Below are 26154 nucleotides of genomic sequence, written 5' to 3'. Positions count from 1 at the left end.
GTGCCGTGCCGGCCACGCACCCGGGGCCGCGGCGCGCTACTCGGGCTGTTCTGGCTGCTGTGCAGCCTCGACAGCCAGGCCCGCCCACCCGCGCAGGCCGCCATAGCCAGCGCCCACCCGCTGGCCAATGCCGCGGGACGCAGTGCGCTGGAGGCTGGCGGTAACGCCTTCGATGCCGCCGTCGCCGTCAGCGCCGCCCTCGCCGTGGTCGAGCCCTACAGCTCGGGGCTCGGCGGCGGCGGGTTCTTTCTGCTGCGCAAAAACGGCCAGGGTTCAGACGACCCCGCCAGTTACCATTTTATCGACGCCCGCGAGCGGGCGCCGCTCCAGGCCAGTCCCGACCTCTATCGACGGGAGGGCAAGGTGCAGCCGGCCCTGTCGCTCGATGGCGCGCTGGCCGCGGCCATCCCCGGCCTGCCTGCCGCCCTGGTGCACCTGGCCGAACGCCATGGACGCCTGCCGCTGCGGCGGTCGCTGGCACCGGCCATCGAATTGGCGCACCAGGGTTTCGCCGTCGATCGGGTTTACCGTCAGCGCGCCACCTTCCGCCTGGCGGCGCTGCGCGACGACCCCCAGAGCGCTCAATTATTCCTGGTCCAAAACCAAGTACCCGATGAAGGCCATGTGCTGCGCCAGCCGGATCTGGCCGCGACCCTGCAGCGCTTGGCCGAACAGGGCAGCGCCGGCTTTTATGGGGGAGAAACCGCACGCCGCCTGGTCAAAGGCGTGCAAGCCGCGGGCGGTATCTGGTCCCTGGACGACCTGGCCGCCTACCGCGTCGTCGAGCGCGCGCCGCTACGGTTCACCCTGCAGGCCGGACGCGAGCTGATCAGCGCGCCACCTCCCTCGGCCGGTGGCGTGGCCATCGCCCAGAGCCTGGCCATGTTGCAACAGCTGCCCTGGCGCCAGGCCGAACCGCTGCAGCGCAGCCACTATGTGGTCGAGACGCTGCGCCGGGCTTATCGCGACCGCGCCCGCCTGGGCGACCCGGACTTCGTCGACAACCCGCTGGACGCCTTGCTCGGCCACGACTACCTCAAGGCATTGGCAGGCAGTATCGATCCGGCGCGCGCCAGCACCAGCGCCGAGCTGCCCCAACCCTGGCACGAAGATGATCACACCACCCATTTCGCCTTGATCGATGCCGACGGCAACGCGGTCGCTGCCACCCTCTCGATCAACCTGCCATTTGGCGCGGCCTTTACCGCACCCGGCACCGGCGTCTTGCTGAATGACGAGATGGACGATTTCGCCGCCGATCTCAGTGGCGCCAATGCCTATGGCCTGGCCGGCAGCGCACGCAATGCCATCGCCGCCGGCAAGCGTCCGCTGTCGAGCATGAGTCCGACCTTTATCGAAAGCCAAGACGAGTTCGCGGCCTTCGGTACGCCTGGCGGCAGCCGCATTCCCAGCATGGTGCTGTTGTCGATCCTGCAGTACCTCGACGACCAACCGATCGAGCGCTGGGTGGCGGCACCGCGTTATCACCATCAATTCCTGCCCGACCTGATCGAATATGAACCCGGGGCATTCGACGCCGAGCAGGCCAAGTCGCTGCAGGTCAGAGGGCACCACCTCAAGGCGCTGGACCGTAGCTACGGTAACCAGCAGGTGCTGCTGTGGGATAAACGCAGTGCCCAGGTGCAAGGGGCCAGCGACCCACGCGGCGTCGGCCAAGCGCTGTTGCTGCCGCCACGCCCCGTTGAAGGCATAAAAAAACCGGTCGAATGACCGGTTTTTTACCGTCAACCAAGCGTCAGTCGCGCTTGTAGCCGCTGGTGGTGCAACCCAGGCAGCGTACGAAAGCCGCCTTGCCGGGTTCCACCACGAAGGCATGACCCGCTTCACCGATATTGCCACCTGCCGCCGAGAACGGCAGCGTCACGACAAACAAACCGGCACCTATTACCGTGGCGGCGATCAGAGCCGGCCGGGCAATCACCAGGTCGGCAGCCATAGACCACGCCTTGGGCGCGTTGGCGTTGGAGTACTTGGGGTCAGCACCAGCACCCGCTACATCCGCGTGCGCCGGAAGCGCCAGCAGGCCAGAGGTCAGCGCTAAGACAACAGCGGTTGAGCGAAACAGGTTCATGGATGCGATCCTTCAACTATTTTTAGGTACGGTGTTGATAACTATAACAGCGCTCGAACAATTGTCAGCGTGAAGTCCGTCAATCGGCGCAGATTGAATTTTCAACCTTTTTCGGTACGCCGCCAACTCAATCATCGTTCAGCGCTGGCAGCCCGGACAATACACACTGGCCCGCTGACCCAGGCGCACGTCGCGCAACGTACTGCCACAGACCTTGCAAAATTCACCGGCGCGACCGTAGACGAACAATTCCTGCTGGAAATAACCGGGTTGGCCGTCGCCACCGACGAAATCGCGCAGGGTGGTGCCACCGCGGTTGATGGCGTGGGCCAGGATCTCCTTGATGGCGGTTGCCAGCTTCAGGTAACGCGCGCGGGAAATCGAGCCCGCTTCACGACGCGGGTCGATACCCGCGGCAAACAGCGCCTCGCTGGCATAAATATTCCCCACACCCACCACCACGGCGTTATCCATGATAAAGGGCTTGACCGCCATGCTGCGCCCACGTGAGCACTGGAGCAGGCGCTCACCGTCGAACAGTTCGGTCAGCGGCTCGGGCCCCAGGCGAAGCAACAACGCATGGTTATACGGGTCGGCGCTCCACAGCAGCGCACCGAAACGCCTCGGATCGGTGTAACGCAGCGCCAGCCCCGACTCGAGCACGATGTCGACGTGTTCATGCTTGGCCGCCGGCGTCTCGCTAGGGACCAGGCGCAGACTGCCGGACATGCCCAGATGGCTGATCAGCGTACCCGCTTCGGCCTTGATCAACAGGTATTTGGCACGCCGTTCGACCGTCTCGATTCGCTGCCCGGAGAAACGGGTATCCAGGTCCTCGGGAATCGGCCAACGCAAGCGGTGCTCGCGAACGATGACCGCTTCGACGCGCTGACCTTCGAGGTGCGGGGCGATGCCGCGGCGGGTGGTTTCGACTTCAGGGAGTTCAGGCATGACAACGGACTTCGAGGGCGAACAAGGGTGCAGCGAGCCTGCGCCCTATCCGCGGTGACGATCAAGCACGACGTTCAACGCACGCCCAATTCGCGGATGCTTTCCTTGAGGTTGACGAAATCGTATTCGGACAGGCCGACATAATCGAGGATCAGACCCTCGATGCTGGCCCATTCGTGGTCCTCCTCCTGCGCCCCCAGCACGCGATAGCAGGCACAGATATGCTCGGCCATCTTGAGAATCGCCAGCAGGTTCTTCAACTGGGCGTCGCGCCCGGAGTCGTCGCTGAAGATCGACAGGGCGTTGTGGTGATTGGCGATCGCCTCGCACAGGTGCGTTGGCAGGTTCCAGGACTTGGCCGTGTAATAGCCGACCACCGCGTGGTTGGTGTTGAGCAGGCGATTCTCGGTGTCGACGATGCGCCGTTCGGCGCTGGCACTGGCATAAGCCTCTTCCAGCACGCCCATGTAATTGGGGAAACGCCGCAGCATCAAGGGAATGCCGCAGTTATGGAACAGCCCCAGGGTATAGGCCTCGTCCACCGCCTCGCAGGCCACGCGCTTGGCCAGGGTCAGGCAAGTCATGGCCACGTCCTGGGCCGTGTCCCAGAAGCGGTTAAGGGTAACGATGGTCTCGTCGCTCATCTCACCCTTGATCGACAGGGCATTGATGATATTGATCACCGAGCGACTGCCCAGCAGGTTAACCGCGCGCTGGATCGAGGCGACCTTGCTGGTCAGGCCGAAATGCGGGGAATTGACGATCTTGAGCAAGGCGCCGGACAACCCCGGATCCTGGCTGATCAGCTTGGCGATGATCTTCAGGTCCGGATGGGGCATGTACTGCTCCATCTGCAGGTCGACCATGATCTGCGGCTGCGGCGGCACCGTGATGCCTTGCAAGGCCTGGCGGATCTGTTCGGCGGAAAGTTCTTCTGGTTGCATGTCGGCGCTCGTAGTCAGGCGCGCAGTCTAATCGTTTTCAAGGCTTTTTGGATGATTCCGTGCGCCAATCGAGGGACATCCGCCTGAAATCTTACCCCCCAGCGTGGTCGGAACCCGAGTGAGCAGCCGCCACCCGGTGGCTCTGTCTTCAACTGTCCAGGAGAGACCATGAGCCTTTTATTGCAGGGCAAAAAGTCGCGGTGCTGGTGACCGACGGCTTCGAACACGTCGAGTTGAGCGGCCCTGGCTGATGACCTGAAAAATGCCGGCACGCACTGGGTCGACCAGGACGTGGTGGTCGGCGGCGACCCGATTGGCAGTCGCTACCAGCTCTCAACCAGACGCGGCTGGCGGCCACCGGGCGGCTGGCCCGCCTGGACCCTGAGAAGGCGCCAGCGCTTGAGGTATACTCGCGCTCTTTTTTCCGGAGCGCCCTCCATGTCCCTGCCCAGCCTGCGCCTCAACGCCAATGCCGATCGCCGCCTGCGCGCCGGACACCTGTGGGTCTACAGCAACGAGGTGGACACCGCCGCCACCCCGCTCAACGGCTTTGCCGCCGGTGATCAAGCCATACTCGAAGCCGCAGGGGGCAAGCCGCTGGGCATCGTGGCCCTGAGCCCGAACAACCTGATCTGCGCCCGGCTGATCTCCCGCGACACCCGCCATGTGTTGGACAAGTCGCTGCTGGTACATCGCCTCAATGTCGCGCTGTCGCTGCGCGAGCAGCTGTTCGACAAGCCTTATTACCGCCTGGTCTACGGCGATTCCGACCTGTTGCCGGGCCTGGTCGTCGACCGCTTCGGCGATATCCTGGTGGTGCAACTGGCCTCCGCCACCATGGAACGGCACAAGGACGATGTGCTGGCCGCGCTGGTCCAGGTGATCAAGCCGAGCGGTGTGCTGTGGAAGAACGATTCCGCCGCCCGTGACGCCGAGGGCCTGACCCGCTACGTCGACACCGCCTTCGGTCTGGTGCCGGAGTGGGTCGCCCTGGAAGAGAACGGAGTGAAATTCGAAGCACCGGTAATGAGCGGACAGAAAACCGGCTGGTTTTATGACCACCGTATGAACCGCGCCCGCCTGGCACCCTATGTCAAAGGCAAACGTGTGCTCGACCTGTTCAGCTACATCGGCGGTTGGGGTGTGCAGGCCGCGGCCTTCGGCGCCAGCGAAGTGATGTGCGTGGACGCCTCGGGCTTCGCCCTCGACGGCGTCGAGCGCAACGCCACCCTCAACGGCGTGGCCGAGCGGGTCGCCTGCGTGGAAGGCGATGTGTTCGAAGCCCTGAAAGAGCTGAAAGCGGCCGAAGAGCGCTTCGACGTGATAGTTGCCGACCCACCGGCCTTTATCAAACGCAAGAAGGACATCAAGAATGGCGAGGCCGGCTACCGCCGCCTCAACGAAGCGGCCATGCGCCTGCTCAGCAAGGACGGCATCCTGGTCAGCGCCTCCTGCTCCATGCACCTGGAAGAGGACCACCTGCAGAACATCCTGCTGCAAAGCGCCCGCCACCTGGACCGCAATATCCAGTTGCTCGAGCGCGGCGGCCAGGGCCCCGACCACCCGGTGCATATGGCCATTGCCGAAACACGCTATATCAAGAGCATGACCGTACGCCTGCTGCCCAACGGCTGATTCGCCGGGAGGTCAGCCCCCGTGACCTCCCGCGCACAAATCTTCCAGAATGCGCCCCGTGACCCTGCTAGGGTCAACGCATCGCCCGCTGCCTTAACCGCCCACCATGACCAGCCACTGGATCGACCTGCGCCAGGACCGCGAAACCGGTATCGAAACCATTCGTGCGCACTTCGAAGGCCACGCCTACGACCCGCACTGGCACGACAGTTACCTGGTGGGCGTCACCGAGCTGGGCGTGCAGCAGTTCGACTGCCGGCGTACCCGTCACTTCAGCACGGCCGGCCGGGTATTCCTGCTGGAGCCGGGCGACATTCACAACGGCCACGCCCCGGAACCCGGCGGCTTCACTTACCGCACGCTGTACCTCGACCCGCAGTGGCTGGTGGATCAATTGCGCGCCCAGTTTCACGATGCCCCCGAACACCCGCACCTGAGTTTCGCCGCCACCCTGTGCACGGACAGTCGTTTGGCCCTGGCCACCGCCATGGCCTTTCAGGCCCTGCACGACGACGAGCTGCGCATCGTCCGCCAGGCCGCCCTGGACCATCTGCTCAGCAGCCTGACCGGCCACCTGGCCTGGCGTAAACGGCTCGACCCGGACCCGCGCCTGCCGCGAGTGGCGCAACGGGCACGGGACTACCTGCATGCCCAACGCCAGCAGAACATCGGCCTGGATGACCTGGCGCAAGCCTGCGGCGTCGACCGCTTTCGCCTGACCCGTGCCTTCAAGGCGGCCTTTGGTCTGGCTCCGCACGCCTACCTGATCCAGCTGCGCCTGGCCGAGGCGCGGTGCCTGCTGGCGGCGGGCGACAGCCCGGCCGCGGTCGCCGCGACCCTCGGTTTCGCCGACCAGAGCCACCTGGGACGCTGGTTCCGCCGGGCCTACCGGATGACGCCGGCGGATTACCGCAGGCGCTGCACAAATCCTCCAGACCGCCAGGTCGCCACGCCCCAGGATTGAGCTCCCCTGACTGCGCGAGCCTGCCTGATGTCCCACCTGCTGCCGTTTCTGCTGTTTGCCCTGGTCGCCTCCATCACCCCGGGCCCGACCAATCTCCTGGTGCTTGGCACCGCCGCGCGCCATGGCCTGGGCGCCGCCCTGCCGATCGTATTGGGCGCCAGCCTGGGGGCCAGCGGCCTGCTGCTGGCAGTCGGCCTGGGCCTTGGCGAGCTGCTGGTGCAGCAGCCCCGGCTGCAGCAGGTCATGGCCGCACTGGGCCTGCTGTGGTTGACCCACCTGGCCTGGCGGATCTACCACAGCCCGACCAGCGTCAGCGCCGCCGACGCGCCACGACCCCAGCCGTCCCTGGGCCTGCTGGCCGGCGCCGGGCTGCAGCTGATCAACCCCAAGAGCTGGATGATGGCCCTGGCGGTGGTCAGCCTGTTCCGCCACGGCACGCTACCGATCGCCTTGTTGGCACTGCTGTTCCTGCTGGTCGCCCTGCCCTGCCTCGGCCTATGGGCCTGGCTGGGCGCCGCCAGCGCGCGGTTTCTGCACAGCCCCGCCCGGATCAAGGGCTTCAACCAGGCCATGGCCCTGTTACTGCTGGCCTCGGCCGGACTGTCGCTGCTCGCCTAGGACGCCTTGCGCCAGACCGACCGTTCACCTTTCCAGCATCCGGGGCGCGGGGTAGAATCGGCCATCCCTCGCCATCCACTCTCCGGCGGGCAAGTGAGCCCCTGCAGGGCACGCGGCCACCCCGCTGCGCCCTGTCGCCCGATGGCCTGCATCCACCCGGTGCACGCCAACGGCCAGGCGACCATAGTCGCCGGCCCTGGGCAGCCCGCGCTCACAGACGAACAAGCGACCCGCAGGGCCGCGCCACCGACTAGCCCCAGGAAGACGTCATGCCTGATTACCGTTCAAAAACCTCCACCCATGGCCGCAACATGGCCGGCGCCCGTGCGTTGTGGCGCGCCACCGGGATGAAGGACGAGGATTTCAAAAAACCGATCATTGCCATCGCCAACTCCTTCACCCAGTTCGTCCCGGGCCACGTGCACCTCAAGGACATGGGCCAGCTGGTCGCCCGCGAGATCGAAAAAGCCGGGGGCGTGGCCAAGGAATTCAACACCATCGCGGTGGACGATGGCATCGCCATGGGCCATGACGGCATGCTTTATTCGCTGCCCAGCCGCGAGATCATCGCCGACTCGGTGGAGTACATGGTCAATGCGCACTGCGCCGATGCCATCGTCTGCATCTCCAACTGCGACAAGATCACCCCCGGCATGCTGATGGCCGCCTTGCGCCTGAACATCCCGGTGGTCTTCGTTTCCGGCGGACCGATGGAAGCCGGCAAGACCAAGCTGGCCAGCCATGGCCTGGACCTGGTCGACGCCATGGTCATCGCCGCCGACAAGAACGCCAGCGACGAGAAGGTCGCCGAGTACGAGCGCAGCGCCTGCCCGACCTGCGGCTCCTGCTCCGGCATGTTCACCGCCAACTCGATGAACTGCCTGATGGAAGCCCTGGGCCTGGCCCTGCCGGGCAACGGTTCGACCCTGGCCACCCACAGCGACCGCGAGCAGTTGTTCCTGCGCGCCGGCCGCACCGTGGTCGAGCTGTGCAAGCGTTACTACCAGGACGACGACGAGTCGGTGCTGCCGCGCAATGTCGCCAACTTCAAGGCCTTCGAAAACGCCATGAGCCTGGACATCGCCATGGGTGGCTCGACCAACACCATCCTGCACCTGTTGGCCGCCGCCCAGGAAGCCGAGATCGATTTCGACCTGCGCGACATCGATCGCCTGTCGCGCAAGGTGCCGCAGCTGTGCAAGGTGGCGCCGAATATCCAGAAGTACCATATGGAAGACGTGCACCGCGCTGGCGGCATCTTCAGCATCCTCGGCGAACTGGCCCGTGGCGGCCTGCTGCACACCGACCTGCCGACCGTGCACAGTCGGACCCTGGCCGAAGGCATTGCCACCTGGGACATCACCCAGACCACCGACGAAGCGGTACACACCTTCTTCAGGGCCGGCCCGGCGGGCATCCCGACCCAGACCGCCTTCAGCCAGAGCACCCGCTGGGACACGGTGGACGATGACCGCGAGCACGGCTGCATCCGCAGCGTCGAGCACGCCTATTCCCAGGAGGGCGGCCTGGCCGTGCTCTACGGCAATATCGCCCAGGATGGCTGCGTGGTGAAGACCGCCGGCGTGGACGAATCGATTCATGTCTTCGAGGGCAATGCGAAGATCTTCGAGAGCCAGGACAGCGCGGTGCGCGGCATCCTGGCCGACGAGGTCAAGGCCGGCGATATCGTCATCATCCGCTATGAGGGCCCCAAAGGCGGCCCGGGCATGCAGGAGATGCTCTACCCCACTTCGTACCTGAAATCCCAGGGCCTGGGCAAAGCCTGCGCACTGTTCACCGACGGCCGTTTCTCCGGCGGCACCTCGGGCCTGTCGATCGGCCACGCCTCGCCGGAAGCCGCCGCGGGCGGCGCCATCGGTCTGGTCCGCGACGGCGACAAGGTGCTGATCGACATTCCCAACCGCTCGATCAACCTGCTGGTCGACGACGCCGAGCTTGCCGCCCGTCGCGCCGACCAGGAGCAGAAAGGCTGGAAACCGGTGGAGCAGCGTCCCCGCAAGGTCACCACCGCGCTCAAGGCCTACGCCCTGTTGGCCACCAGTGCCGACAAGGGCGCCGTGCGCGACAAGGCCCTGTTGGACAAACTGGTGCCCTGAACCGTCGACCGCACTGAAAAACCCGGCTGCGTGCCGGGTTTTTTTATCCAGCCGGCGATCCCATGACGGGACTGGCACGAGGAGCTCCGGCATGAAGACAATCGGCCTGATCGCCGACACCCACGGCCTGCTGAGGCCCGAAGCACTGACCGCCCTGGCCGGCTGCGAACTGATCCTGCACGCGGGCGATATCGGTCACCCGCGGATACTCGAGGCCCTGGGCCAACTGGCGCCGCTGCACGCGGTGCGCGGCAACAACGACACCCAGGACTGGGCGGCCGAGCTGCCCGAGCACCTGCGGCTGGAAATCGGCCCCCACCGGCTGTACCTGCTGCACGACCTCAAGGACCTGAACATCGATCCCGCCCGGGAAGGCATTGACCTGGTGCTCAGTGGGCATTCTCATAAACCGCTGATCGACACCCGCGGCGGCGTGCTCTATTGCAACCCGGGCAGCGCCGGGCCGCGGCGCTTCAAGTTGCCGATCTCGCTCGGCCTGCTGCACCTCGAGGAGGGCGACCTTCGCGCCGAACTGATCGAGCTAAAGGTTTAGCCCGCGTCAGGGCGTCAGACAGCGTTCGTACTGCTTGAACGCGTAGGCTGGGGTATCCGCCGTGGCCGCGTGCTTATCGCACGAGACCTGTTGCCACTGCTCCTCGATGAACTCGGGGAACCAGGCATCGCCCTCGGGGCTGAGCTCGATCCGGGTCAGGTAGAGGCGGGAAGCAAGGGGCAAACCCAGCGTATACAGCTGGGCGCCACCGATCAGCATCAGCTCCGTTGCGCCCTGCTCGCGGGCCCAGGCATCGGCCCGCTCAAGAGCCGCGTCCAGGGAGGCAAAGACTTCGGCCCCGGCCAGCACCAACCCGGGCTGGCGGCTGACCACCAGATTGAGCCGGCCGGGCAGCGGCCGTCCCAGGGAGTCCCAGGTCTTGCGCCCCATGATGATCGGCTTGCCAAGGGTCATGGCCTTGAAATGCTTGAGGTCCGCCGGCAAGTGCCAGGGCATTTGGTTATCGCGGCCGATGACACGGTTGTGGGCGAAGGCGGCGATCAGGGCGAGGGGAAGTCGAGGCGGGTTCATGCCGCGCAGGATACCAGAGCCAGGCGCTGGAGCCAGCCTGCGCGACCTGGCAAAAAAGATATGGCGGTATCGTTAAACCGTCACGCCCCTGGCGGCAGGCTTAGACGTTCACCTCGCAAAGGAGATGCCGACATGCCGCTCAACCTTCGTACGCCCATAAGCCGCTGGCTGCTCGGCGCCTGCCTGCTGCTGGCCGGGCTGCCCAGCCAGGCCACGCTCCTGCCCACCGACACTCACACCGCACCCTTGATCATCGCCCACCGCGGCGCCAGTGGTTATGTCCCCGAGCACACCCTGGCTGCCTATGCGCTGGCCATCCTGCAAGGCGCCGACTCCATCGAACCGGACCTGGTCATGACCCGGGACGGGCACTTGGTGGCGCGCCACGACAACGAACTGGGTCTGACCACCGACGTCTCGCAACACCCCGAATTCGCGGCCCGTAAACGGACCCAGAGCGTCGATGGCGTACCGCTCAGCGGCTGGTTCAGTGAAGACTTCAGCCTGGCCGAACTCAAGACCCTGCACGCCATCGAACGCATCCCCACGATTCGTCCCGGCAATGCGCGCCTGGACCGGGCCTTCGAAATTCCCACCCTGCAGGAAATCATCGACCTGGTGAAAAGCCTGCAACTCAGCCAGCAGCGCCGTATCGGCCTGTACCCGGAGACCAAACATCCCAGCCACTTCCAGCGACTGGGCCTGGCCATGGAGCGACCCCTGGTGCGCCTGCTGCACCGCAACGGTTACTTCGGCGCATCGGCACCGGTGCATATCCAGTCCTTCGAAGTGGACAACCTCAAGACCCTGCGCGGCCTCACGCGGCTGCGCCTGGTGCAGCTGCTTGGCGCCGGCCAGCCCTATGACCAGCAGCTGCGTGGCAGCCCGCTGACCTATACGCGCATGGCCACGCCCGAGGGCCTTCGAGACATCGCCCGTTATGCCAGCGGCGTCGGTCCGGACAAGGCTTATATCATCCCCCGCGACGCCGCCGGCAACCTGGGACAGCCCACGGCCTTCATCGCCAACGCCCATGCCGTGGGACTCAAGGTGCACCCCTACACCTTCCGTGCGGAAAATGCCTTTTTGCCGAGCGACCTGCGCCAAGGCAGCGACCCGGCCGGTCGCGGCGACCTCGAGACGGAGATCCGCGCCTTTCTGGCCGCCGGCGTCGATGGCCTGTTCACCGATCAGGCCGATATCGCCGTGCGCGTGCGAGCCGCGCCCTAGCGCGCACTCGCGTGCCGTTACGCCGTCAGACCGGGCGTGCCGCGCTCGCGGCGGATTAGGGTTTTTCCCGGAGCCCGCGCAAGGGTATGCTCAGGCTTGCCCCGAAGTGCGAGAGTCCGCGTGACCGCTGTCCCTGCCGCCGTACCCCCACCAACAGCCTTGCAGCGCCTCTGGTTGAGCGAGGCCATACGCCTGCGCGAGGAGCAGGCCGGCCCGCTGGAAGACAGCGAGGCCAACCGCCGCGCCCAGGCCGCCGGCGGCGAGCTCGCCGAGCGCCTGCAAACCCGCGCCCTGTGGCTGGCCGAACGCGACGGGCAACTGGCCGCGTTGCGGCATTGGCTGCACGGCGCACGCCTGGCGCTGCTCGGCTTGCTGCTGCTGGCCGTGCTCAGCGGTGCGGGCCTGGCATTTAGCGCCCTGGGCGACGGGTCGCGGCCAGTCAATCTGTTGTGGGCCCTGGGTAGCCTGCTCGGCCTGAACCTGCTGTTACTGCTCGGCTGGGCCCTGGGCTGGCTACTGAGCAGTGACGGGGGCGGGCCCCTCGCAGGCCTGTGGCTGTGGTTGAGCGGCAAATTCGCCCGGGATGCCCAAGCTGCGCAGCTGCCAGCGGCCTTGCTGGTGCTGCTGCAACGCCATCGGCTTGGCCGCTGGGGGCTCGGCCTGCTGGTGCATGGCCTGTGGCTGGTGGCGCTGTTGAGCGCCACCTTGACCCTGCTGCTGCTGTTCGCCAGCCGCCGCTACGGCTTTGCCTGGGAAAGTACCCTGCTCGGCGGCGAGACCTTTGTCAGCCTGACCCACGGCCTTGGCGCGCTGCCGGCGCTGCTGGGCGTCCCGCAGCCGGACAGCGAGCTGATCCGCGCCAGCAGCGACCAGGTGCTGGCTGGCGAAGCCGCGCGGCAGCGCTGGGCGGCATGGCTGGTCGGCGTGCTGCTGGTGTATGGCCTGCTGCCGCGCCTGCTGTTGGCGCTGCTGTGCCTGTGGCGCTGGCGCCGCGGCTGCGCTGCCCTGCGCCTGGACCCGAGCCTGCCCGGTTACGCCCTGCTGCGCGAGCGGCTGCAGCCGGGCAGCGAGCGCCTGGGCATCAGCGATCCTGCCAGCGCGCCCCTGGCCAGTGCGCCGGGCATCTCCTCGGCAGGCGCTCAGGGCGCGGCCCTGTTGGTCGCCATCGAACTGGAACGACCCTGGCCACCGAGCCTGCCTCGGGGTGTGGTCGACGCCGGCGTGCTCGACAGCCGCGAACAACGCCGCCAACTGCTGGACCAGCTAAGCCGTTTTCCCGCCGCGCGCCTGGTGATCGCCTGCGATCCACGTCGCTCGCCGGACCGCGGTACCCTGGCATTGATTGGCGAGCTGGCCCGATGCGCCAGCCTCACCCGCCTGTGGCTGCTGCCCCCGCCCCCGGGCGAGGCGCTGGACAGCGAGCGCCTGGGCGATTGGCATGCCGCCCTGCAGGCACTCGGGCTGTCCTATGCCGACAGCGCACCGCTGGCCTGGCTGGAGACCGGCCATGAGTGACACCGCCCTGCACAAACCGCTGCGGTTGGCCGTGGTCGGCCACACCAATGTCGGCAAGACGTCGCTGCTGCGCACCCTGACCCGTGACGTCGGCTTCGGCGAGGTGTCCCATCGTCCCAGCACCACCCGCCACGTCGAAGGCGCGCGCCTGTCGGTGGACGGCCAAGCCCTGCTGGAACTTTACGACACCCCGGGCCTGGAAGATGCCATTGCCTTGCTGGAATACCTGGAGCGCCTCGATCAGCCGGGCGAACGGCTGGACGGCCCCGCCCGGTTGCGGCGCTTTCTCGACGGCAGCGAGGCCCGTCAGCGCTTCGAGCAGGAAGCCAAGGTGCTGCGCCAATTGCTGGAGTGCGACGCCGGGCTCTATGTGCTCGACGCCCGCGAGCCGGTGCTGGCCAAGTACCGCGATGAGCTGGCGATACTTGCCATGGCCGGCCGGCCGTTGCTGCCGGTGCTGAACTTCGTCGCCAGTGCCCAGCACCGCGCCGAGGAGTGGCGCGAGGCCCTGGCCCGCCTGGGCCTGCATGCCCTGGTGCGGTTCGACAGCGTGACCCCGGCGCTGGACGGCGAACGCCGCTTGTACGAAAGCCTGGCACTGCTGCAGGAGCAGGCCCGTCCCCGGTTGCAACGGCTGATCGAGGACCATGAGCGCCAGCGCCAGGCCCGTCGCGCCAGCGGCTGGCGGCTGATCGCCGAGCTGCTGCTGGATGCCGCCGCCTGCCGCCGCAGCGTCGCGCCCGAACAGGAGCCGGAGGCGATCCAGGCCTTGCGCAACGACCTGCGCCAGCGTGAACAGCGCTGCGTGGACGCGCTGCTGCGGCTCTATGCCTTCCGCCGGGAAGACGCCCGCACGGCGGAGCTGCCGTTGCTCGATGGGCGCTGGGGCGACGACCTGTTCAACCCGGAAACCCTCAAACAACTCGGCATCCATATCGGGGGCGGGGTGGCGGCCGGGGTGGCCGCGGGGGTCGGCATCGACCTGATGTTCGCGGGCATCACCCTGGGCGCCGCGACCCTGGCCGGCGCCTTGGCCGGTGGTGCCTTGCAGACCGCCCGCGGCTACGGCGCGCGCCTGCTGGCCAAGGTCAAGGGACGCCGCGAGCTGACGGTGGACGAAAGCGTGCTGCGCCTGCTGGGGGTGCGCCAGAGCCAGCTGCTGCAGGCCCTGGAGGCCCGGGGGCATGCCGCGACGGCGGCGATCCAGCTGCCCACCACCGCGCCGGCGCAAGATGCGCGGTGGCGCGCCGGCAAGTTGCCGCAGCCCCTGCACACTGCCCGCGCCCACCCCGACTGGTCCGCCCTCAATCCCGGGGCGAACCTGCAACAGGCCGAACGCGAGGAACAGCTGGCCCGGCTGAGCCTGGCGCTGGGCAACGGCGAATAGCTTAAACCGGATCGGTTTAACGGCGAGCTGTCGTAGGTAAGCGCACCGAGACCGTTCTAAGGGTCTAGAGCGTTTCACCAACAGCCTGTGTCTCACCGCTTTGGCTGTTTACACCATGCGGAAGGTGCTGCGGGCGCTTTTGTAGGGCGGGTGCAACCCGCGAGCTTTTGCGCAGTTTTTGGCTCTAGCTCATGGGCTTGTGCACCCTCTCCACGGGGCACTTGCTCGATGGGTATCGCTGCGCTCAACCCATCCTACGAACTCGCTACCCCCTCGTCATACCCGTGCAGGCAGGTATCCAGGCAAGTCCGTAGGGTGGGTTTGCAGCACCGACAACGAATCGGGCCTCTGCGCAGGCTACCAAGCCGCGCAACCCACCATGGGCGTCCAGGTGCCCCGGGTCAGTCCTGCGGTTGTAAACGCGTCAATCATCCCCTAGCGAAACGGCCGCCAGAAGGATTCCTGGGCCGCCGCGAGCAGTTCGGTATCACCACTGGAGTTGCCCCACGCGCGCAAGTGATACTGCTCCAGCGGACCGTAGGCGTGAATCAGGCGCAGCACTTTCTCGTCGCGCCGGCAGTTGCGACCGATCAGCTCGCCGGTAAGCAGGCCGTCGACCACTTCCAGGTTGGTGCCGATCAGGTTGACCCCCAGGCGCTGGGCAAAGGGCCGCAGCATAAAGGCCGGAGAGGCCGAGCAAAGGCTGACCAGCCTACCTTGTTCCAGCTCGCTGGCCACCGCCAGCAGGCCGGCGGGGCGCATCATGCGCGTCCACTGCTGCTGGCAGAACGCCTGGGCGCGCTCCTCGAACCAGTCCAGGGAAACGCCGCGCAGGAAGGAGCGGATCAGTCGCGCCTTCATCACGTCGCGGCTGACCCCACCATACAGGTAGCGCGGGCTGCCACTGGCGGTCAAGCGCAGGCCGAAGCGGTAGGTGCCAAAGGCGAACCGCAGAAAAGGCACGAAACTGTCGCGGTAGCTCAGGGTTCCGTCAAAGTCGAACACCGACAGCCGCTCCAGCGCCGGCTCCAGCGACAGCGGGCCCTGGGCCGCCGGCGGCGCGCCGGCCAGCAGGCTCATGCCACCCCCCGGATCGCGCGCAGGCCGGGCAGGTCGACGCCACTGCAGCCACCGGCATCGTCGCGGATGCCATGCCAGTGGGCCCGCTGCACCATGGCATGGGCCCATTTGCTGTGGGTGGCCGGCTCGCACATGCTGCCGTTGAACTGGAACACCGCCGGGGCTTCCGCCGCCAGGATCAGCTGCGCCGCGGCATGGTCCTGGGGGCACACCTGCAGGGCCCTATGGATGATTGGAATCTGCAGCGGGTGGATCGCGGTCTTGCCCACCAGGCCATGGGCCACGTCCAGCGCCAGCTCCTCCTCCAGCAACTGCAGGTCATCCAGCCCCTCGAACACCGGGCCGGTCAGGGCAAAACCGGCGGAGCCCATGATGCCGCTGAGCATGGCGATCACATAGCTCATGGGCGTGCTGTACAGCGTGGTGCGCGGGTTGCGGCGCAAGCCGAGGCAGCCCATCAGGTCATTGCCGCCGATGCGCAGGGCGATGATGCGCCTGGCATCGCCGGCCAGCAGCGCCGCGCGCAGCTCGCTCATGGCGCCCGGGTCGAAGACTTCCGGGGTTTCCAGCGTGGGCATCAGGCACAGGTGCGAAGCGGCGACCGCCAGTTCCCAGGCGCGCAGGTTGTTCAGGCCCAGCTTGGGCAGGACAAACCCGTCGACATGCTCGATCAACGGCCAGTCGTTCAGTCGCGCGGCCATTTCCGCGCTGCGCGGCCGCACGAACAACAGCGGACCGGTCGCCGGCCGACCACCGCGGGCCTCGATCTCTTCCAGCAGACCACGCAGGTTGAGCAAGGCGACGTTGACGTCCAGCTCGGCCACCGCATCTTCCAGGCATACCACCAGGGAGCGCAGGCCGACGATCTTCTGGGCGAAGACCACCTCCGGCAGGTCCTGGCGAGTCGCCGGCATATACAAGGTGGCCCCCAGGGCGTAGGGCGAAAGCCTGTCCATTAGCGAACCCTTTTAATGATGGTGACGGCCCGATAGGGCCCCAATGCCGCGCCGGCTTCCTCGACCTCGATCCCTACGCTGGTCGCCAGGTGCACCAGCAACCGCACATCCGGGTCGTCGCGCCGGCGTACCAGCACGCTTTCCGGCACGCGCCGCAGCACGGCGCGGGTGGCCTCGGCGATGCCCGGTTTGATCCGGTTCGGGTTATCCACGGCGAAGCGCTCGGTCAGCCCCGCGATGGTACGTCCAGCGGCCGCCTGCAGGGCCTGGCGCTGCTCGCTCGACCACGGCTGGGCGGCGCTGATCGACGGCGGCAAGGCCCGGCGCAAGGCATCGAGGGTTTCGACGAAGGCCGCGGTCACATCATAGGGACGCAGGTTTTCGTACCACATGCAACCGTGATAACCGCCATCCTCGGTCCAGATGGTCCGCGAAATCAAGCCTGAGACCGTGGCCCCGAGGATCCCGGAAGGAATCAGCCAGTCTTCGCTGGAGGGCGCCAGCCAGGCATGGCCACAGGGATCGGCCAGGGTCACCAAGCGCGGCGGGGCGGCAAAGCGGGCATCCGCCGCCAGGCAGCGCTGCAGTTCGCCGGCGATGGCGCCCTTGCCGGTCCAGCCGTCGATGAACAGGATGTTCGGCGCGCCATGCCGGGCGATCACCCGCTCCAAGGCCACCGAGTCGATACCCCGATCGCGGATGATGCTCAGGCCGTAATGCCGCACCGTCAGGCCCTGATCCACCAGCGCCCGGCGCAGCAAGGCGCCCAGGGGCGCGCCGGCGCGTACAAAGGACACCAGCGCCAGGTCCACGCCGCGGTAGCGGGAGGCCAGGGCGAGGGCCAGCGCCTGTACATCCTCGGCCATGCGCTGACCGTTCTGCGCCAGGGCAGCCTGGTACAGGGCCTGGTGCACTTCGGTGGGTGGGTGCTCGGCGCCGATCATGTCCGAGTAATGACGCTGGCGCGACTGGATCAGCCGCTCCTTCTCCTCGGCCGAGGTAATTTCGATCTGCAGCGGCCGCAACAGGAATTCCACATCCTCGGCCAGGTAACTGCCGTGCAGCACGGGGCTGTCGAGCGCCTCAGGCATGAACACCTCCATCCAGGGTCATCACCGCGGCGGCCAATTGGCCACGGGAGGGCGTGCCCCACCAGTCGCACTCGCCGAGAAACCCCAGGTCCGACAGGCTGTCGCCAAACCCCAGCAGCGGTCGTTCGCCGACCGCCAGGCGATCGCGGCGGATCCACTCCTGCACCGCCGTGCGCTTGCGCAGGCATTCGGGCAGGAACGCCAGGTTGTTGCCGTTGCGGTGCACGTACAGGCCGCTCAACGGATTGCGCTCGCGCACCGCGACCAGCAGCCGGGCCAACACCTCGTCGTCGTCCTCGTTGTGTTTGATCACCACGTAGTTCGCCAGGCCCAGCTCTTCGACCACCCAGCCACGCAGGGAAATACCCAGGGTCTCGCCCAACGCCAGCACCTCGGCGCACAACTGCGGCAAGGACACCTGGTGCCCAGCCAAGCGCTCGCTCATCTGCCCGTGCCAGGTCGGCTCCAGGCTGCCGTCAGGCCCCAGGATGGCGCCGCCATGGGCACAGATCGCGCCCTGGCTGAACGGCAGTTGCACGCGCAGGTAGGCCTCGACGCTGCGCGCCGTCACCGGCACCACGTCGGCGCTGGTCAGCAACCATTCGACGAATTGCTTCTGCACCGGCCGCATAAAGCCGATGGCCGCGCCCTGCAGGTCAACCGAGGCCGCGTGCCGCGGCTCATCCGCCATCTTGCGGGCGCTCTGGAACAGGGTGTCATCCAGGTCGACAAAAACCAGCGGACGTTTATTGGCCATCGACTATCACCTCGGCATTCAGGGCGGCTATCAGCTGCGGATCGACCGCCGCCGCCGGTGTTTCGCTGCACAGCAGCACCCGGTCGAACTGACCGGGGGCGACGTTATACAGGAAGTTGGCGATGCCCAGGCCATAGTTGTCGTTAAACGCCAACGCATGCTGTACGTCGTGCCCCAAAGCGATCGGCGAGCGACTGGTGGACGAAAAATGCACGTCGGCACCGCGTCGCTCCAGGGCCTCGGCCAACAGAAAGGGGCGCCAGACGTATTCGCTGGTGCCCAGCACCAGGATACGCTCGCCCGGCCGCACCTCGACCCCGGCACTCAGGGTATCGCGGTGCGCGCAGACACCCAGCCGCGCCCAGTCGTTACCCGCCTGCAGCGGCCAGTCGCCACGGGCGACACTGTCCACCTGGGGCATCTGCGGCGCCACGGCCGTCGGATCGGCATGCCATTGGTAGGCGCCTTCGAGCAGCGCCACCGAGCGGGCCTGCTCGCCCAGGGCCTGGCGCACCGCGCCCTGGGACCAGTCGGTCAGGGTGGCAGTGACCACCTGTTCGAGGCGATTCAACCCGGCCTCCTGCAGGGCCCGGTACAGGTTGATAAAGGTCTTGCCGGTGGAGGCCTCGTCATCGACCAGCACCAGGCTGCGCGCCTGCAGCACCCGGCGCAGCACCTCGGGGTCCTGGGGCAGGTGCAGCAGGTGGGCCGAGGCGTGGCTGTGTTCTTCCTCGAAGCGGGTCAACAGGGGCGTACCCACCGGGTGGCGGGTGCTGGTCAGGTAGACGCTGTCGTCGCGTACCCGGCTGAGCTCGCGGTGCACGCCGGCACCCAGGCCCACGGCGGTTTCGGCCATGCCCAGGACCAGCACCGGGCCTGGCAGGTCGGCCGGAATCAGCCGCGCCAGCGCCGCGAAACTCTCGGCCATCAGCGCCGGACGCACCGGGATATGCCGGCCCAGGACCTTGGAGACGAACAGGAAGGCGCGCTTGGGATTACGCCGCTCGGCAAAGCCGAACAGGCTTTCGGGCGCCTGACTGGCACGGGTCACCTGGACATCCAGGCGCCCTCTGGCCAGCTGCACATGCAGGTCGTGGGTCGGCGGAGCAACAACATCGGTCATGGGATCTTCCAGCAACATCGGCAAAAATTCCGGGGTAAAACGAAACGAGCCGCAAGCTGGGCTCGCGGCGCGTCCGGTGCAACGGTAAAAAGCGCCAACCGTCGGGTCGACGCCCTGGGATCAAGGCACCACGGTGGTGCCGCTGGTCGCCCGACGCGAGCGGACCAGTCGGCTCAGGCGCCAGGCGACAAACAGCACCAGCAGGGTCAAGACCGCCAGGAACAGGGTATTGAACACCGCAAAGGGCTCGTCCCGGCTGTCGGTAGCCTCGACGGACACCAGGTTCGGGAAGACCGAAAGAATCTGAATGCGCCAGCCGTAATGACGAATCAGCGCCAGCTGTTTGGAGTCCCGGGAGAACCCCTGGGCACGGGCCTGGACATCGGCCGAGTCGAACTTGAAATACCAGGGAAAGCCCCAGCCGGTGTCTTCGTTGCGATAGACCATCACCTCATGGGTGTCCGGGTGTTCGGTGTTGATGTAATAGACGTCGCGGGTCGGGCCATCGGCCGGGTTTTCCGCGTTGATCACCCCGTCGTCGTCCACCCGCTTGACCTCGACACCGGTCACCAACACCACCTCGTGACGCGGCAACAGGTAATCCAGGGCCACCCCCGTGGCCAGGACCAGCAGCACCACCAACGCGGCCATCAGCCGTTTCAACGCTTTCATGGAGTTCTCCCTTCAATATGTGGACTGGACGCTCACGCCTACAGCGCCCGGCAGTACTTGGCACCAGAGCCCGGGCGGCGGGTGGAAGTTCAGTGAACCTTGGCCTCGACCCGCCACAACGCACCCTGCACCTGACGGATCAACTCGGGGGTGGTCATCGGCTGTTCCGGCCGGGCCCGCCCCACTTGCAACCCGGCCGCTTCCAGAAACGCCAGCACCAGCGCGCTCTTCACCGCGAAATTCATGTTCTGGGTATCGCGCATCGAGGAGGTCACGACACCGGCGACCAGGCCGCTGGGGTCGAACACCGGCCCGCCGCTGGAGCCCGGCTGGATGGGTGCAGTGAACTGCATCAATCCGGCGTCGTCGAAGGGGCCGAACAGCCCCGAAACGCAGCCCTGGGTCACCTGCACCCCGCCACCGGCCAGGCCCGCCAGGGGAAAACCGAGGGTGACGATATTCTCCCCCAGTTCGCTGCCGAGTCCCTCGCGAAAACGCACCGGTTTGAACGCCTCGGCCTGGGGCACCCGCAGCAAGGCCAGGTCGTTTTTGCTGTCCATCACCACCAGCTCGGCGCTATGCCGACCGTCAAAGGAGACAATACTAAGGCTGTCGACGCCTTCGATCACATGGGCACAGGTAAGAATATGTTGCGAGGTCACGGCGAAGCCGGTTCCGGTGCAGCTGCGCCGCTCCGCCGCGCCACCCGAACCGCCTGACGCGCGCTGCGGATGGCGCTCGTCGAGCTCGACCCCCAGGCGCCGCCCAAGCGCCGCCAACCCGTAAGCGGAGCCGTCGGCCAAGGCGCGGACTTTCCAGGTCCCCTGGCGGCGGTACAACTCGGCCAGCACCATGGCCGATTCGCCGGAATCGCCGAGGTCATGGACATACTCGATCCCCTCGTCGACACGCAGGGTCACCGGCCCCAGGCGCTGCAGCGGGCCCACCGCCTGGAACACATAGAGAATCACCAGCACCCGCTCCACCACTGGCGGCAGCTGGCCGAGGGCGCAGCTGCAGCTCAGCACGTCTTTCTGTCCGGTCCAGTTGAGCCAGGACGTATCGGGCCGGTGGATCAGCGCCACCTCCCCCTGGGGCATGCGTCGTTCGTCCACCGGCAACAGCGCCAGCCCGGCGTAGTCGCCCAGCAGGCCGTCCTCGCTGCCGCGCTCGAGGCGCAACAGGCACTGTTGCTGGTTGGGCAGCGGCGCATTGGCGCCCGGGGTCAGCCTGATCATCTCAATCCTCCAGCGCGGGTTCCGAGACCGCGACCGCCGTGGTCAGGGCCTTGACCGTTACCCCGGTGCGCCAGGCGCTGCGCGGTTCGGCCAGACCGAGGCGACGGGTGGCGAAAATGCCCGGCAGGTTGATCCCGGCCAGCGCGGTGTAACCGATGCCGCCCGAGGGGCGCGGGTTGATTTCCAGCAGATAGGGGCGCCCCTCGGCATCCTCGCGGGTCTGCACGTTGACGATACCGTCGCAGCCGAACTGCGCCGCCGCGCCCAGCGCCAGCTCCACCGCCGGGCCGCTGTGCTCCAGGCGCTGCACGGTACCGGCCTTGCGCCGGGCGACCCAGGCCACCACCACGCCGGCTTCGCAGACCATGTCCACCGAGCACTCCTGCCCCGGCAGGTAGCGCATCACCAGTTGCGGCTTGGGCTTGAGCGAGCGCGCGTAGGCGTCGACGAAGGCCGCGGTCTGCACCTGGCGCGAATCGGGGTTGGCGAAACAGCTGAACGGATCGTTGTCCGCGGACAGCCGCCAGAAACCCTGGCCATAGATGCCATGGGTCGGCTTGACGCACACCGGGCCGGAGGCGGCCAGCTGATCGATCGCCCGCTGCAGCTGTTCCGCCGTTTCCACCACTATGGACTCGGCGCAGGCCAGGCCCGCCGCCCGGGCGGCGTCGGTGAACAGCCCCTTGTCATCGACCCGCTCGAAGCTGGCCAGCGACAGGGCGCCGGTGACCAGCTGGATCCCCGCCGCCTCGAACGCCGCGCGGGCCGGCTCGAACGCCTGGCCGGCGCGGCCGGCCAGCACCACGCGGACCCCATGGCGCTGGGCCTGAGCGAGGACCCAGGCGATACGTTCGGCGTCATCGGCCGGTTCGCGCCAGGCCAGGTCGGCCTGGCCGGTGATCTCAGGCCGATGCTGGCGGTGGGAGGCGTACACCTTCACTTCGGCCGGTAGTGCACGTCGCGCCGCCTCGATCACGTCGCGCTGGCTGGATTGGCCTTCGAGGAACCAGATCATGTGTGTCCTTAACGGGTGCGGCAGGGGCCGGCGGGCGGTTCAGACGCCCACGGCGCGCCAGGAGGGCATAAAAGGCGTTCGGTCTCGCCCGTTCGAAAGAGCCGGGCCGGGGGCTGGGGCAAGACACATCTGGAAAAACGTCAGCTGGATGCCCGGACCGAGGATCATTTAACATCTTAATATTTTACGGCCCATGAAGGCCAATCGGCGCGTTTCGACAGGCTGCAACCTTTGACTAGGCTGTAAGGTCGCCACGCCTTCATTGGATGTGCAGGTTTTGTGCTCGACCCTGTCTAGCCTCTGACGGATGCGGTTTCTTTCCTACAACCACGGTATGGACTCCCCAATGACGATCTCCCTTGCGAAAAACCAGACCATTTCTCTGGAAAAACAAACCAGCAGCCTCAGCTCCGTAAGCATGGGCCTGGGCTGGGATCCGGTCAAAGCCGGCGGCTTTTTCGGCAAGCTGCTGGGCGGCGCCAGCGAGATCGACCTGGACGCCTCCTGCATCCTGTTCGATGCCCAGAAGCAGGTACTGGACAATATCTGGTTCCAGCAGCTGCAATCCCGTGACGGCTCCATCCAGCACTCCGGCGACAACCGCACCGGCGAAGGCGAAGGCGACGATGAAACCATCCAGGTCGACCTCAACCGCCTGCCGGCCAACGTGCAGACCCTGGTGTTCACCGTCAACTCGTTCCAGGGCCAGACCTTCGACAAGGTGGCCAACGCCTATTGCCGCATCGTCGACCTGGCCACGCGCAAGGAACTGGCGCGCTTCGACCTGGGCGAAAAAGGCTCGCACACCGGGGTGGTCATGGCCGCGCTGCAACGCACCGCCAGCGGCTGGAACATGACCGCCATCGGCACCCCCACCAATGGCCGGACCGTGCAGGACCTGCTCAACCTGGCGGCCCAGGCCGTGCCCGCATGACCAGCCTGACGCCGGGCGCCAATGCCGCCGTGCCCAGCGGCACGCTGAGTGTCAGCGTGCGTTTCGCCCCTACGCAGGTGGCAGGGGCCGACATCGACGTGTCTGCCTTTTTGCTGACCGCCACCGGCAAGGTGCGCGGCGATCAGGACATGATCTTCTACGGCCAGAAGGCCAGCGCCGACGGCAGCGTGCAATTGACCGATACCGCCCCTGGGCAGGTCAGCTTCAGCCTGGCGCTGGAACGCCTGGATCCGTCGATCGACAAGGTGGCCCTGACAGCGACCATCTACGAAAACCGCGCCACCTTCGCCACCCTGAACAGCCTCAGCCTGGTGGTGGGCCAAACTGGCGGCACCTTGCTGGAGGCCCCCATCCCAACCCAGGGCATGGCTGAAACGGCGCTGATCCTCGGCGAGTTCTATCGTCGCCAGGGCGCCTGGAAATTTCGCAGCATCGCTCAGGGCTTTGCCGGTGGCTTGCAGCCGTTGGCCGAACACTTTGGCGTTGACGTCGCCGCGCCCGCTCAGCCGAGCCCCGCACCGAGTCCGGCAGCCGCACCTCAGCCGGCAGCGCCTGGGCCGGCAGCGCCCAAAAACACGGTGTCGCTGAGCAAGATCACCCTGGACAAGGCCCGCAGCAGCATTAGCCTGGAAAAAACCGCCAGCGGCTTCGGCGAAATCCGCATCAACCTGAACTGGAACCGCGGCACGCCCCAGGCCAGCAAAGGCCTGCTGTCGGGTCTGTTCGGCAAAAGTTCCAACGGCATCGACCTGGACGTCGGTTGCCTGTTCGAACTGGCTGACGGACGCAAGGGCGCGGTGCAGGCCCTGGGCGACGCCTTCGGCAGTTTCGAGCACCCGCCCTTTATCGAGCTCAAGGGCGATGATCGCACCGGTGCGGTCAGCGACGGCGAGTGGATGCGGATCAATGGCAGCCAGTGGGACTCGCTCAAGCGGGTGCTGATCTATGCCTTTATCTACGACGGCGCACCCAACTGGACCCACACCGGTGGCGTGATCACCCTGTACGTCCCCGGCCAGCCGCCCATCGAGGTGCAACTGACCGAAGGCACCAACAATATGAACATGTGCGCCATCGCCCTGTTGGAAAACGTCGGCGGCACGGTCAAAGTGTCGCGCCAAGTGCGTTATTTCAAAGGCCATCAGGAGGTCGATCAGGCCTTTGGCTGGGGCATGCGGTGGGCCGCCGGTTCCAAAGACTGACTTCATTTACCGAGAGAGGAACGATCATGCTCGACTGGCTTAAAACCAACGCCACTGCGGCGCGCACCCGTCTGACGGAAGAAATCGGCAAGTTCAAGAACCGCGAATTCATGGAGGCGGTGGTGGCGGGCTGCGCCCTGGTCGCGGCGGCGGATGGCGACATCAGCGCCAGTGAAAAGCAGAAAATGGTCGGTTTCATCCAGAATTCGGATGAACTGAAAGTGTTCGACCTGGCCCAGGTCATCGAAACCTTCAACAAGATCTGCGCCAAGTTCGAGTTCGATGCGTCCATCGGCCGGGCCGAAGCCCTCAAACTGGTCGGCCGCCTGCGCAGCAAGACCGATGCGGCGCGTTTGCTGGTGCGCGTCTGCTGCGCCGTGGGCAATGCCGATGGCCAGTTCGACAGCAGCGAACAGGCGGCCTGTCGCACCATCTGCACCGAGCTCGGCCTTTCTCCCTCTGAATTCGATCTGTGAGTAATTGACTTGGAAACCACCCATCTCGGCTTCCCGCCGCTGACCATCGCGGTCTTTGTCGGCCTGGCCATCGTGGCCCTGGCCATTGACCTGGTCACCCACAAGGGCGACAAACCGATCACCCTGCTCAACGCCTCCCTCTGGTCGATTTTCTGGGTGGCCATCTCCATGGCCTTCGCCGGATTCCTCTATGTGGAGCACGGCTCCCAAGTGGCCAGCTTGTTCATCACTGGTTACGCCCTGGAAAAAGTCCTCAGCGTGGACAACCTGTTTGTCTTTATGGCGATCTTTTCCTGGTTCGCCGTGCCCGACAACCTGCGTCACCGGGTGCTCTACTGGGGCATCATCGGCGCGATCATCTTCCGCCTGATCTTTGTGGTCATCGGTACCGGCCTGCTGGCCTTCGGTCCTTGGGTCGAAGTGCTGTTCGCCGTGGTGGTGGCCTGGACCGCCGTAATGATGCTCAAGAGTGGTGGCGACGACGAAGGTATCGAGGACTACTCGGGCCATATCGCCTACAAGGCCACCAAACGCCTGTTCCCGGTCTGGCCGAAGCTGTATGGCCACAAGTTCTTCATCACCCGGGCAGAAGCCGAAGCGGAGCTGAAGAAGCCTGGCAACGCCGGGATCAGCCTGGCCGCCAAGGGCGGTTTGTTCGCCACCCCGCTGCTGCTGTGCGTGGCCGTGGTGGAAGTGTCCGACGTGATGTTCGCCTTTGACTCGGTGCCGGCGATCATTGCCGTCAGCCGTGAACCGCTGATCGTCTACTCGGCGATGATGTTCGCGATCCTTGGCCTGCGGACCATGTACTTCGTGCTCGAGGCACTCAAGCGCTACCTGGTGCACCTGGAAAAAGCGGTGATCGCCCTGCTGTTTTTTATCTCGGCCAAGCTTGCACTGAACGCAACTGACCACATATTCCATACAGGCTGGTCCATCGACGCCAATACCAGCTTGATCGTGGTGTTGGTGGTGCTGGCGATCGGTATTGCCGCCAGCGTGATGTTCCCGGAAAAGCCGGACGAAGTCGGCGAAAAGTAGACTGATAGTTA

At 66.3% G+C, this 26154-nt stretch carries 25 protein-coding genes; 13 read left to right on the top strand and 12 right to left on the bottom strand.

The window, feature by feature from the left end; all coding sequences use genetic code 11:
- Entirely contained in the window at positions 1–1731 is a 1731-nt protein-coding gene (gene ggt, locus ABWY06_RS20395) for a gamma-glutamyltransferase (RefSeq protein ID WP_502948233.1), read from the top strand.
- Between the two features lie 25 nt (positions 1732–1756).
- Here ggt and ABWY06_RS20390 read toward each other — a convergent pair whose 3' ends face one another.
- From ABWY06_RS20390 to ABWY06_RS20380, 3 genes are all read right to left on the bottom strand, one after another.
- Complete coding sequence (locus tag ABWY06_RS20390; RefSeq protein WP_353927410.1) at positions 1757–2092, bottom strand: multidrug transporter; 336 nt, start codon at positions 2090–2092, stop codon at positions 1757–1759.
- A 138-nt stretch (positions 2093–2230) separates the two neighbouring features.
- Complete coding sequence (gene mutM, locus ABWY06_RS20385) at positions 2231–3043, bottom strand: bifunctional DNA-formamidopyrimidine glycosylase/DNA-(apurinic or apyrimidinic site) lyase (protein WP_353927409.1); 813 nt, start codon at positions 3041–3043, stop codon at positions 2231–2233.
- A gap of 74 nt (positions 3044–3117) precedes the next feature.
- The gene (locus ABWY06_RS20380; protein ID WP_353927468.1) at positions 3118–3930 is read right to left on the bottom strand and encodes an HDOD domain-containing protein; all 813 of its coding nucleotides are present in this window, start codon (positions 3928–3930) and stop codon (positions 3118–3120) included.
- Positions 3931–4425: 495 nt separating this feature from the next.
- On the opposite strand from ABWY06_RS20380, the gene ABWY06_RS20375 reads away from it, so the two are divergent.
- From ABWY06_RS20375 to ABWY06_RS20355, 5 genes are all read left to right on the top strand, one after another.
- Positions 4426–5622 (top strand): class I SAM-dependent rRNA methyltransferase, encoded by a 1197-nt coding sequence (locus ABWY06_RS20375; RefSeq protein WP_353927408.1) that lies wholly within the window; start codon positions 4426–4428, stop codon positions 5620–5622.
- A 106-nt stretch (positions 5623–5728) separates the two neighbouring features.
- Positions 5729–6586: an AraC family transcriptional regulator gene (locus tag ABWY06_RS20370; RefSeq protein ID WP_353927407.1), complete on the top strand. Its 858-nt coding sequence runs from the start codon at positions 5729–5731 to the stop codon at positions 6584–6586.
- A gap of 27 nt (positions 6587–6613) precedes the next feature.
- A complete protein-coding gene (locus ABWY06_RS20365; RefSeq protein WP_353927406.1) occupies positions 6614–7204 on the top strand; it encodes a LysE family translocator in 591 nt (196 codons plus the stop codon).
- Between the two features lie 269 nt (positions 7205–7473).
- Positions 7474–9321 (top strand): dihydroxy-acid dehydratase, encoded by a 1848-nt coding sequence (gene ilvD / locus ABWY06_RS20360; RefSeq protein WP_353927405.1) that lies wholly within the window; start codon positions 7474–7476, stop codon positions 9319–9321.
- 91 nt (positions 9322–9412) lie between these two features.
- On the top strand, positions 9413–9874 hold the full coding sequence (locus ABWY06_RS20355) for a metallophosphoesterase family protein (RefSeq protein WP_353927404.1): 462 nt from the start codon (positions 9413–9415) through the stop codon (positions 9872–9874).
- A 6-nt stretch (positions 9875–9880) separates the two neighbouring features.
- On the opposite strand, the gene ABWY06_RS20350 is transcribed toward ABWY06_RS20355, so the two are convergent.
- Positions 9881–10405 carry a dihydrofolate reductase gene (locus ABWY06_RS20350; RefSeq protein ID WP_353927403.1) on the bottom strand — a complete coding sequence of 175 codons (525 nt, stop codon included), beginning with the start codon at positions 10403–10405 and terminating at the stop codon, positions 9881–9883.
- A gap of 132 nt (positions 10406–10537) precedes the next feature.
- Here ABWY06_RS20350 and ABWY06_RS20345 point away from each other — a divergent pair, with 132 nt between their 5' ends.
- The 3 genes from ABWY06_RS20345 to ABWY06_RS20335 all read left to right on the top strand — a co-directional run bounded on the left by ABWY06_RS20345 (position 10538) and on the right by ABWY06_RS20335 (position 14537).
- The gene (locus ABWY06_RS20345) at positions 10538–11635 is read left to right on the top strand and encodes a glycerophosphodiester phosphodiesterase (protein WP_353927402.1); all 1098 of its coding nucleotides are present in this window, start codon (positions 10538–10540) and stop codon (positions 11633–11635) included.
- A 120-nt stretch (positions 11636–11755) separates the two neighbouring features.
- Positions 11756–13150, top strand: coding sequence for a DUF2868 domain-containing protein (locus tag ABWY06_RS20340; protein ID WP_353927401.1), 1395 nt, complete (start codon positions 11756–11758; stop codon positions 13148–13150).
- Between the two features lie 7 nt (positions 13151–13157).
- Positions 13158–14537 carry a GTPase/DUF3482 domain-containing protein gene (locus ABWY06_RS20335; RefSeq protein WP_353927467.1) on the top strand — a complete coding sequence of 460 codons (1380 nt, stop codon included), beginning with the start codon at positions 13158–13160 and terminating at the stop codon, positions 14535–14537.
- A gap of 435 nt (positions 14538–14972) precedes the next feature.
- Here ABWY06_RS20335 and ABWY06_RS20330 read toward each other — a convergent pair whose 3' ends face one another.
- The 8 genes from ABWY06_RS20330 to ABWY06_RS20295 all read right to left on the bottom strand — a co-directional run bounded on the left by ABWY06_RS20330 (position 14973) and on the right by ABWY06_RS20295 (position 22469).
- A complete protein-coding gene (locus ABWY06_RS20330) occupies positions 14973–15617 on the bottom strand; it encodes an HAD-IB family phosphatase (RefSeq protein WP_353927400.1) in 645 nt (214 codons plus the stop codon).
- A complete protein-coding gene (locus tag ABWY06_RS20325; protein ID WP_353927399.1) occupies positions 15614–16573 on the bottom strand; it encodes an HpcH/HpaI aldolase/citrate lyase family protein in 960 nt (319 codons plus the stop codon). Before ABWY06_RS20325 ends, ABWY06_RS20330 begins: the two co-directional genes overlap by 4 nt.
- Positions 16573–17664: a cysteine protease StiP domain-containing protein gene (locus ABWY06_RS20320; protein ID WP_353927398.1), complete on the bottom strand. Its 1092-nt coding sequence runs from the start codon at positions 17662–17664 to the stop codon at positions 16573–16575. The genes ABWY06_RS20325 and ABWY06_RS20320 overlap by 1 nt, the downstream gene beginning before the upstream one ends.
- Positions 17657–18421: an HAD family hydrolase gene (locus tag ABWY06_RS20315; protein WP_353927397.1), complete on the bottom strand. Its 765-nt coding sequence runs from the start codon at positions 18419–18421 to the stop codon at positions 17657–17659. The genes ABWY06_RS20320 and ABWY06_RS20315 overlap by 8 nt, the downstream gene beginning before the upstream one ends.
- Complete coding sequence (locus tag ABWY06_RS20310; RefSeq protein ID WP_353927396.1) at positions 18411–19544, bottom strand: phosphoribosyltransferase domain-containing protein; 1134 nt, start codon at positions 19542–19544, stop codon at positions 18411–18413. Before ABWY06_RS20310 ends, ABWY06_RS20315 begins: the two co-directional genes overlap by 11 nt.
- Before the next feature lie 120 nt (positions 19545–19664).
- Positions 19665–20216 carry a DUF1523 family protein gene (locus ABWY06_RS20305; protein ID WP_353927395.1) on the bottom strand — a complete coding sequence of 184 codons (552 nt, stop codon included), beginning with the start codon at positions 20214–20216 and terminating at the stop codon, positions 19665–19667.
- A gap of 89 nt (positions 20217–20305) precedes the next feature.
- Entirely contained in the window at positions 20306–21454 is a 1149-nt protein-coding gene (locus tag ABWY06_RS20300) for a trypsin-like peptidase domain-containing protein (protein ID WP_353927394.1), read from the bottom strand.
- Between the two features lies 1 nt (position 21455).
- Entirely contained in the window at positions 21456–22469 is a 1014-nt protein-coding gene (locus ABWY06_RS20295; RefSeq protein ID WP_353927393.1) for an ATP-grasp domain-containing protein, read from the bottom strand.
- A gap of 346 nt (positions 22470–22815) precedes the next feature.
- Here ABWY06_RS20295 and ABWY06_RS20290 point away from each other — a divergent pair, with 346 nt between their 5' ends.
- The 4 genes from ABWY06_RS20290 to ABWY06_RS20275 are packed head-to-tail and all read left to right on the top strand — an operon-like array spanning position 22816 to position 26143.
- Positions 22816–23403 carry a TerD family protein gene (locus ABWY06_RS20290; RefSeq protein ID WP_353927392.1) on the top strand — a complete coding sequence of 196 codons (588 nt, stop codon included), beginning with the start codon at positions 22816–22818 and terminating at the stop codon, positions 23401–23403.
- Positions 23400–24626 carry a TerD family protein gene (locus ABWY06_RS20285; RefSeq protein WP_353927391.1) on the top strand — a complete coding sequence of 409 codons (1227 nt, stop codon included), beginning with the start codon at positions 23400–23402 and terminating at the stop codon, positions 24624–24626. The genes ABWY06_RS20290 and ABWY06_RS20285 overlap by 4 nt, the downstream gene beginning before the upstream one ends.
- A 26-nt stretch (positions 24627–24652) precedes the next feature.
- Positions 24653–25102 (top strand): tellurite resistance TerB family protein, encoded by a 450-nt coding sequence (locus ABWY06_RS20280; RefSeq protein ID WP_353927390.1) that lies wholly within the window; start codon positions 24653–24655, stop codon positions 25100–25102.
- 9 nt (positions 25103–25111) lie between these two features.
- Positions 25112–26143 carry a TerC/Alx family metal homeostasis membrane protein gene (locus ABWY06_RS20275; protein ID WP_353927389.1) on the top strand — a complete coding sequence of 344 codons (1032 nt, stop codon included), beginning with the start codon at positions 25112–25114 and terminating at the stop codon, positions 26141–26143.
- Positions 26144–26154 lie beyond the last annotated feature (11 nt).

Origin of the sequence: Pseudomonas sp., assembly GCF_040514055.1 — a bacterium.
Classification (GTDB): Bacteria; Pseudomonadota; Gammaproteobacteria; order Pseudomonadales; family Pseudomonadaceae; genus Aquipseudomonas.
This window is presented reverse-complemented; position numbering and strand designations above follow the sequence as displayed.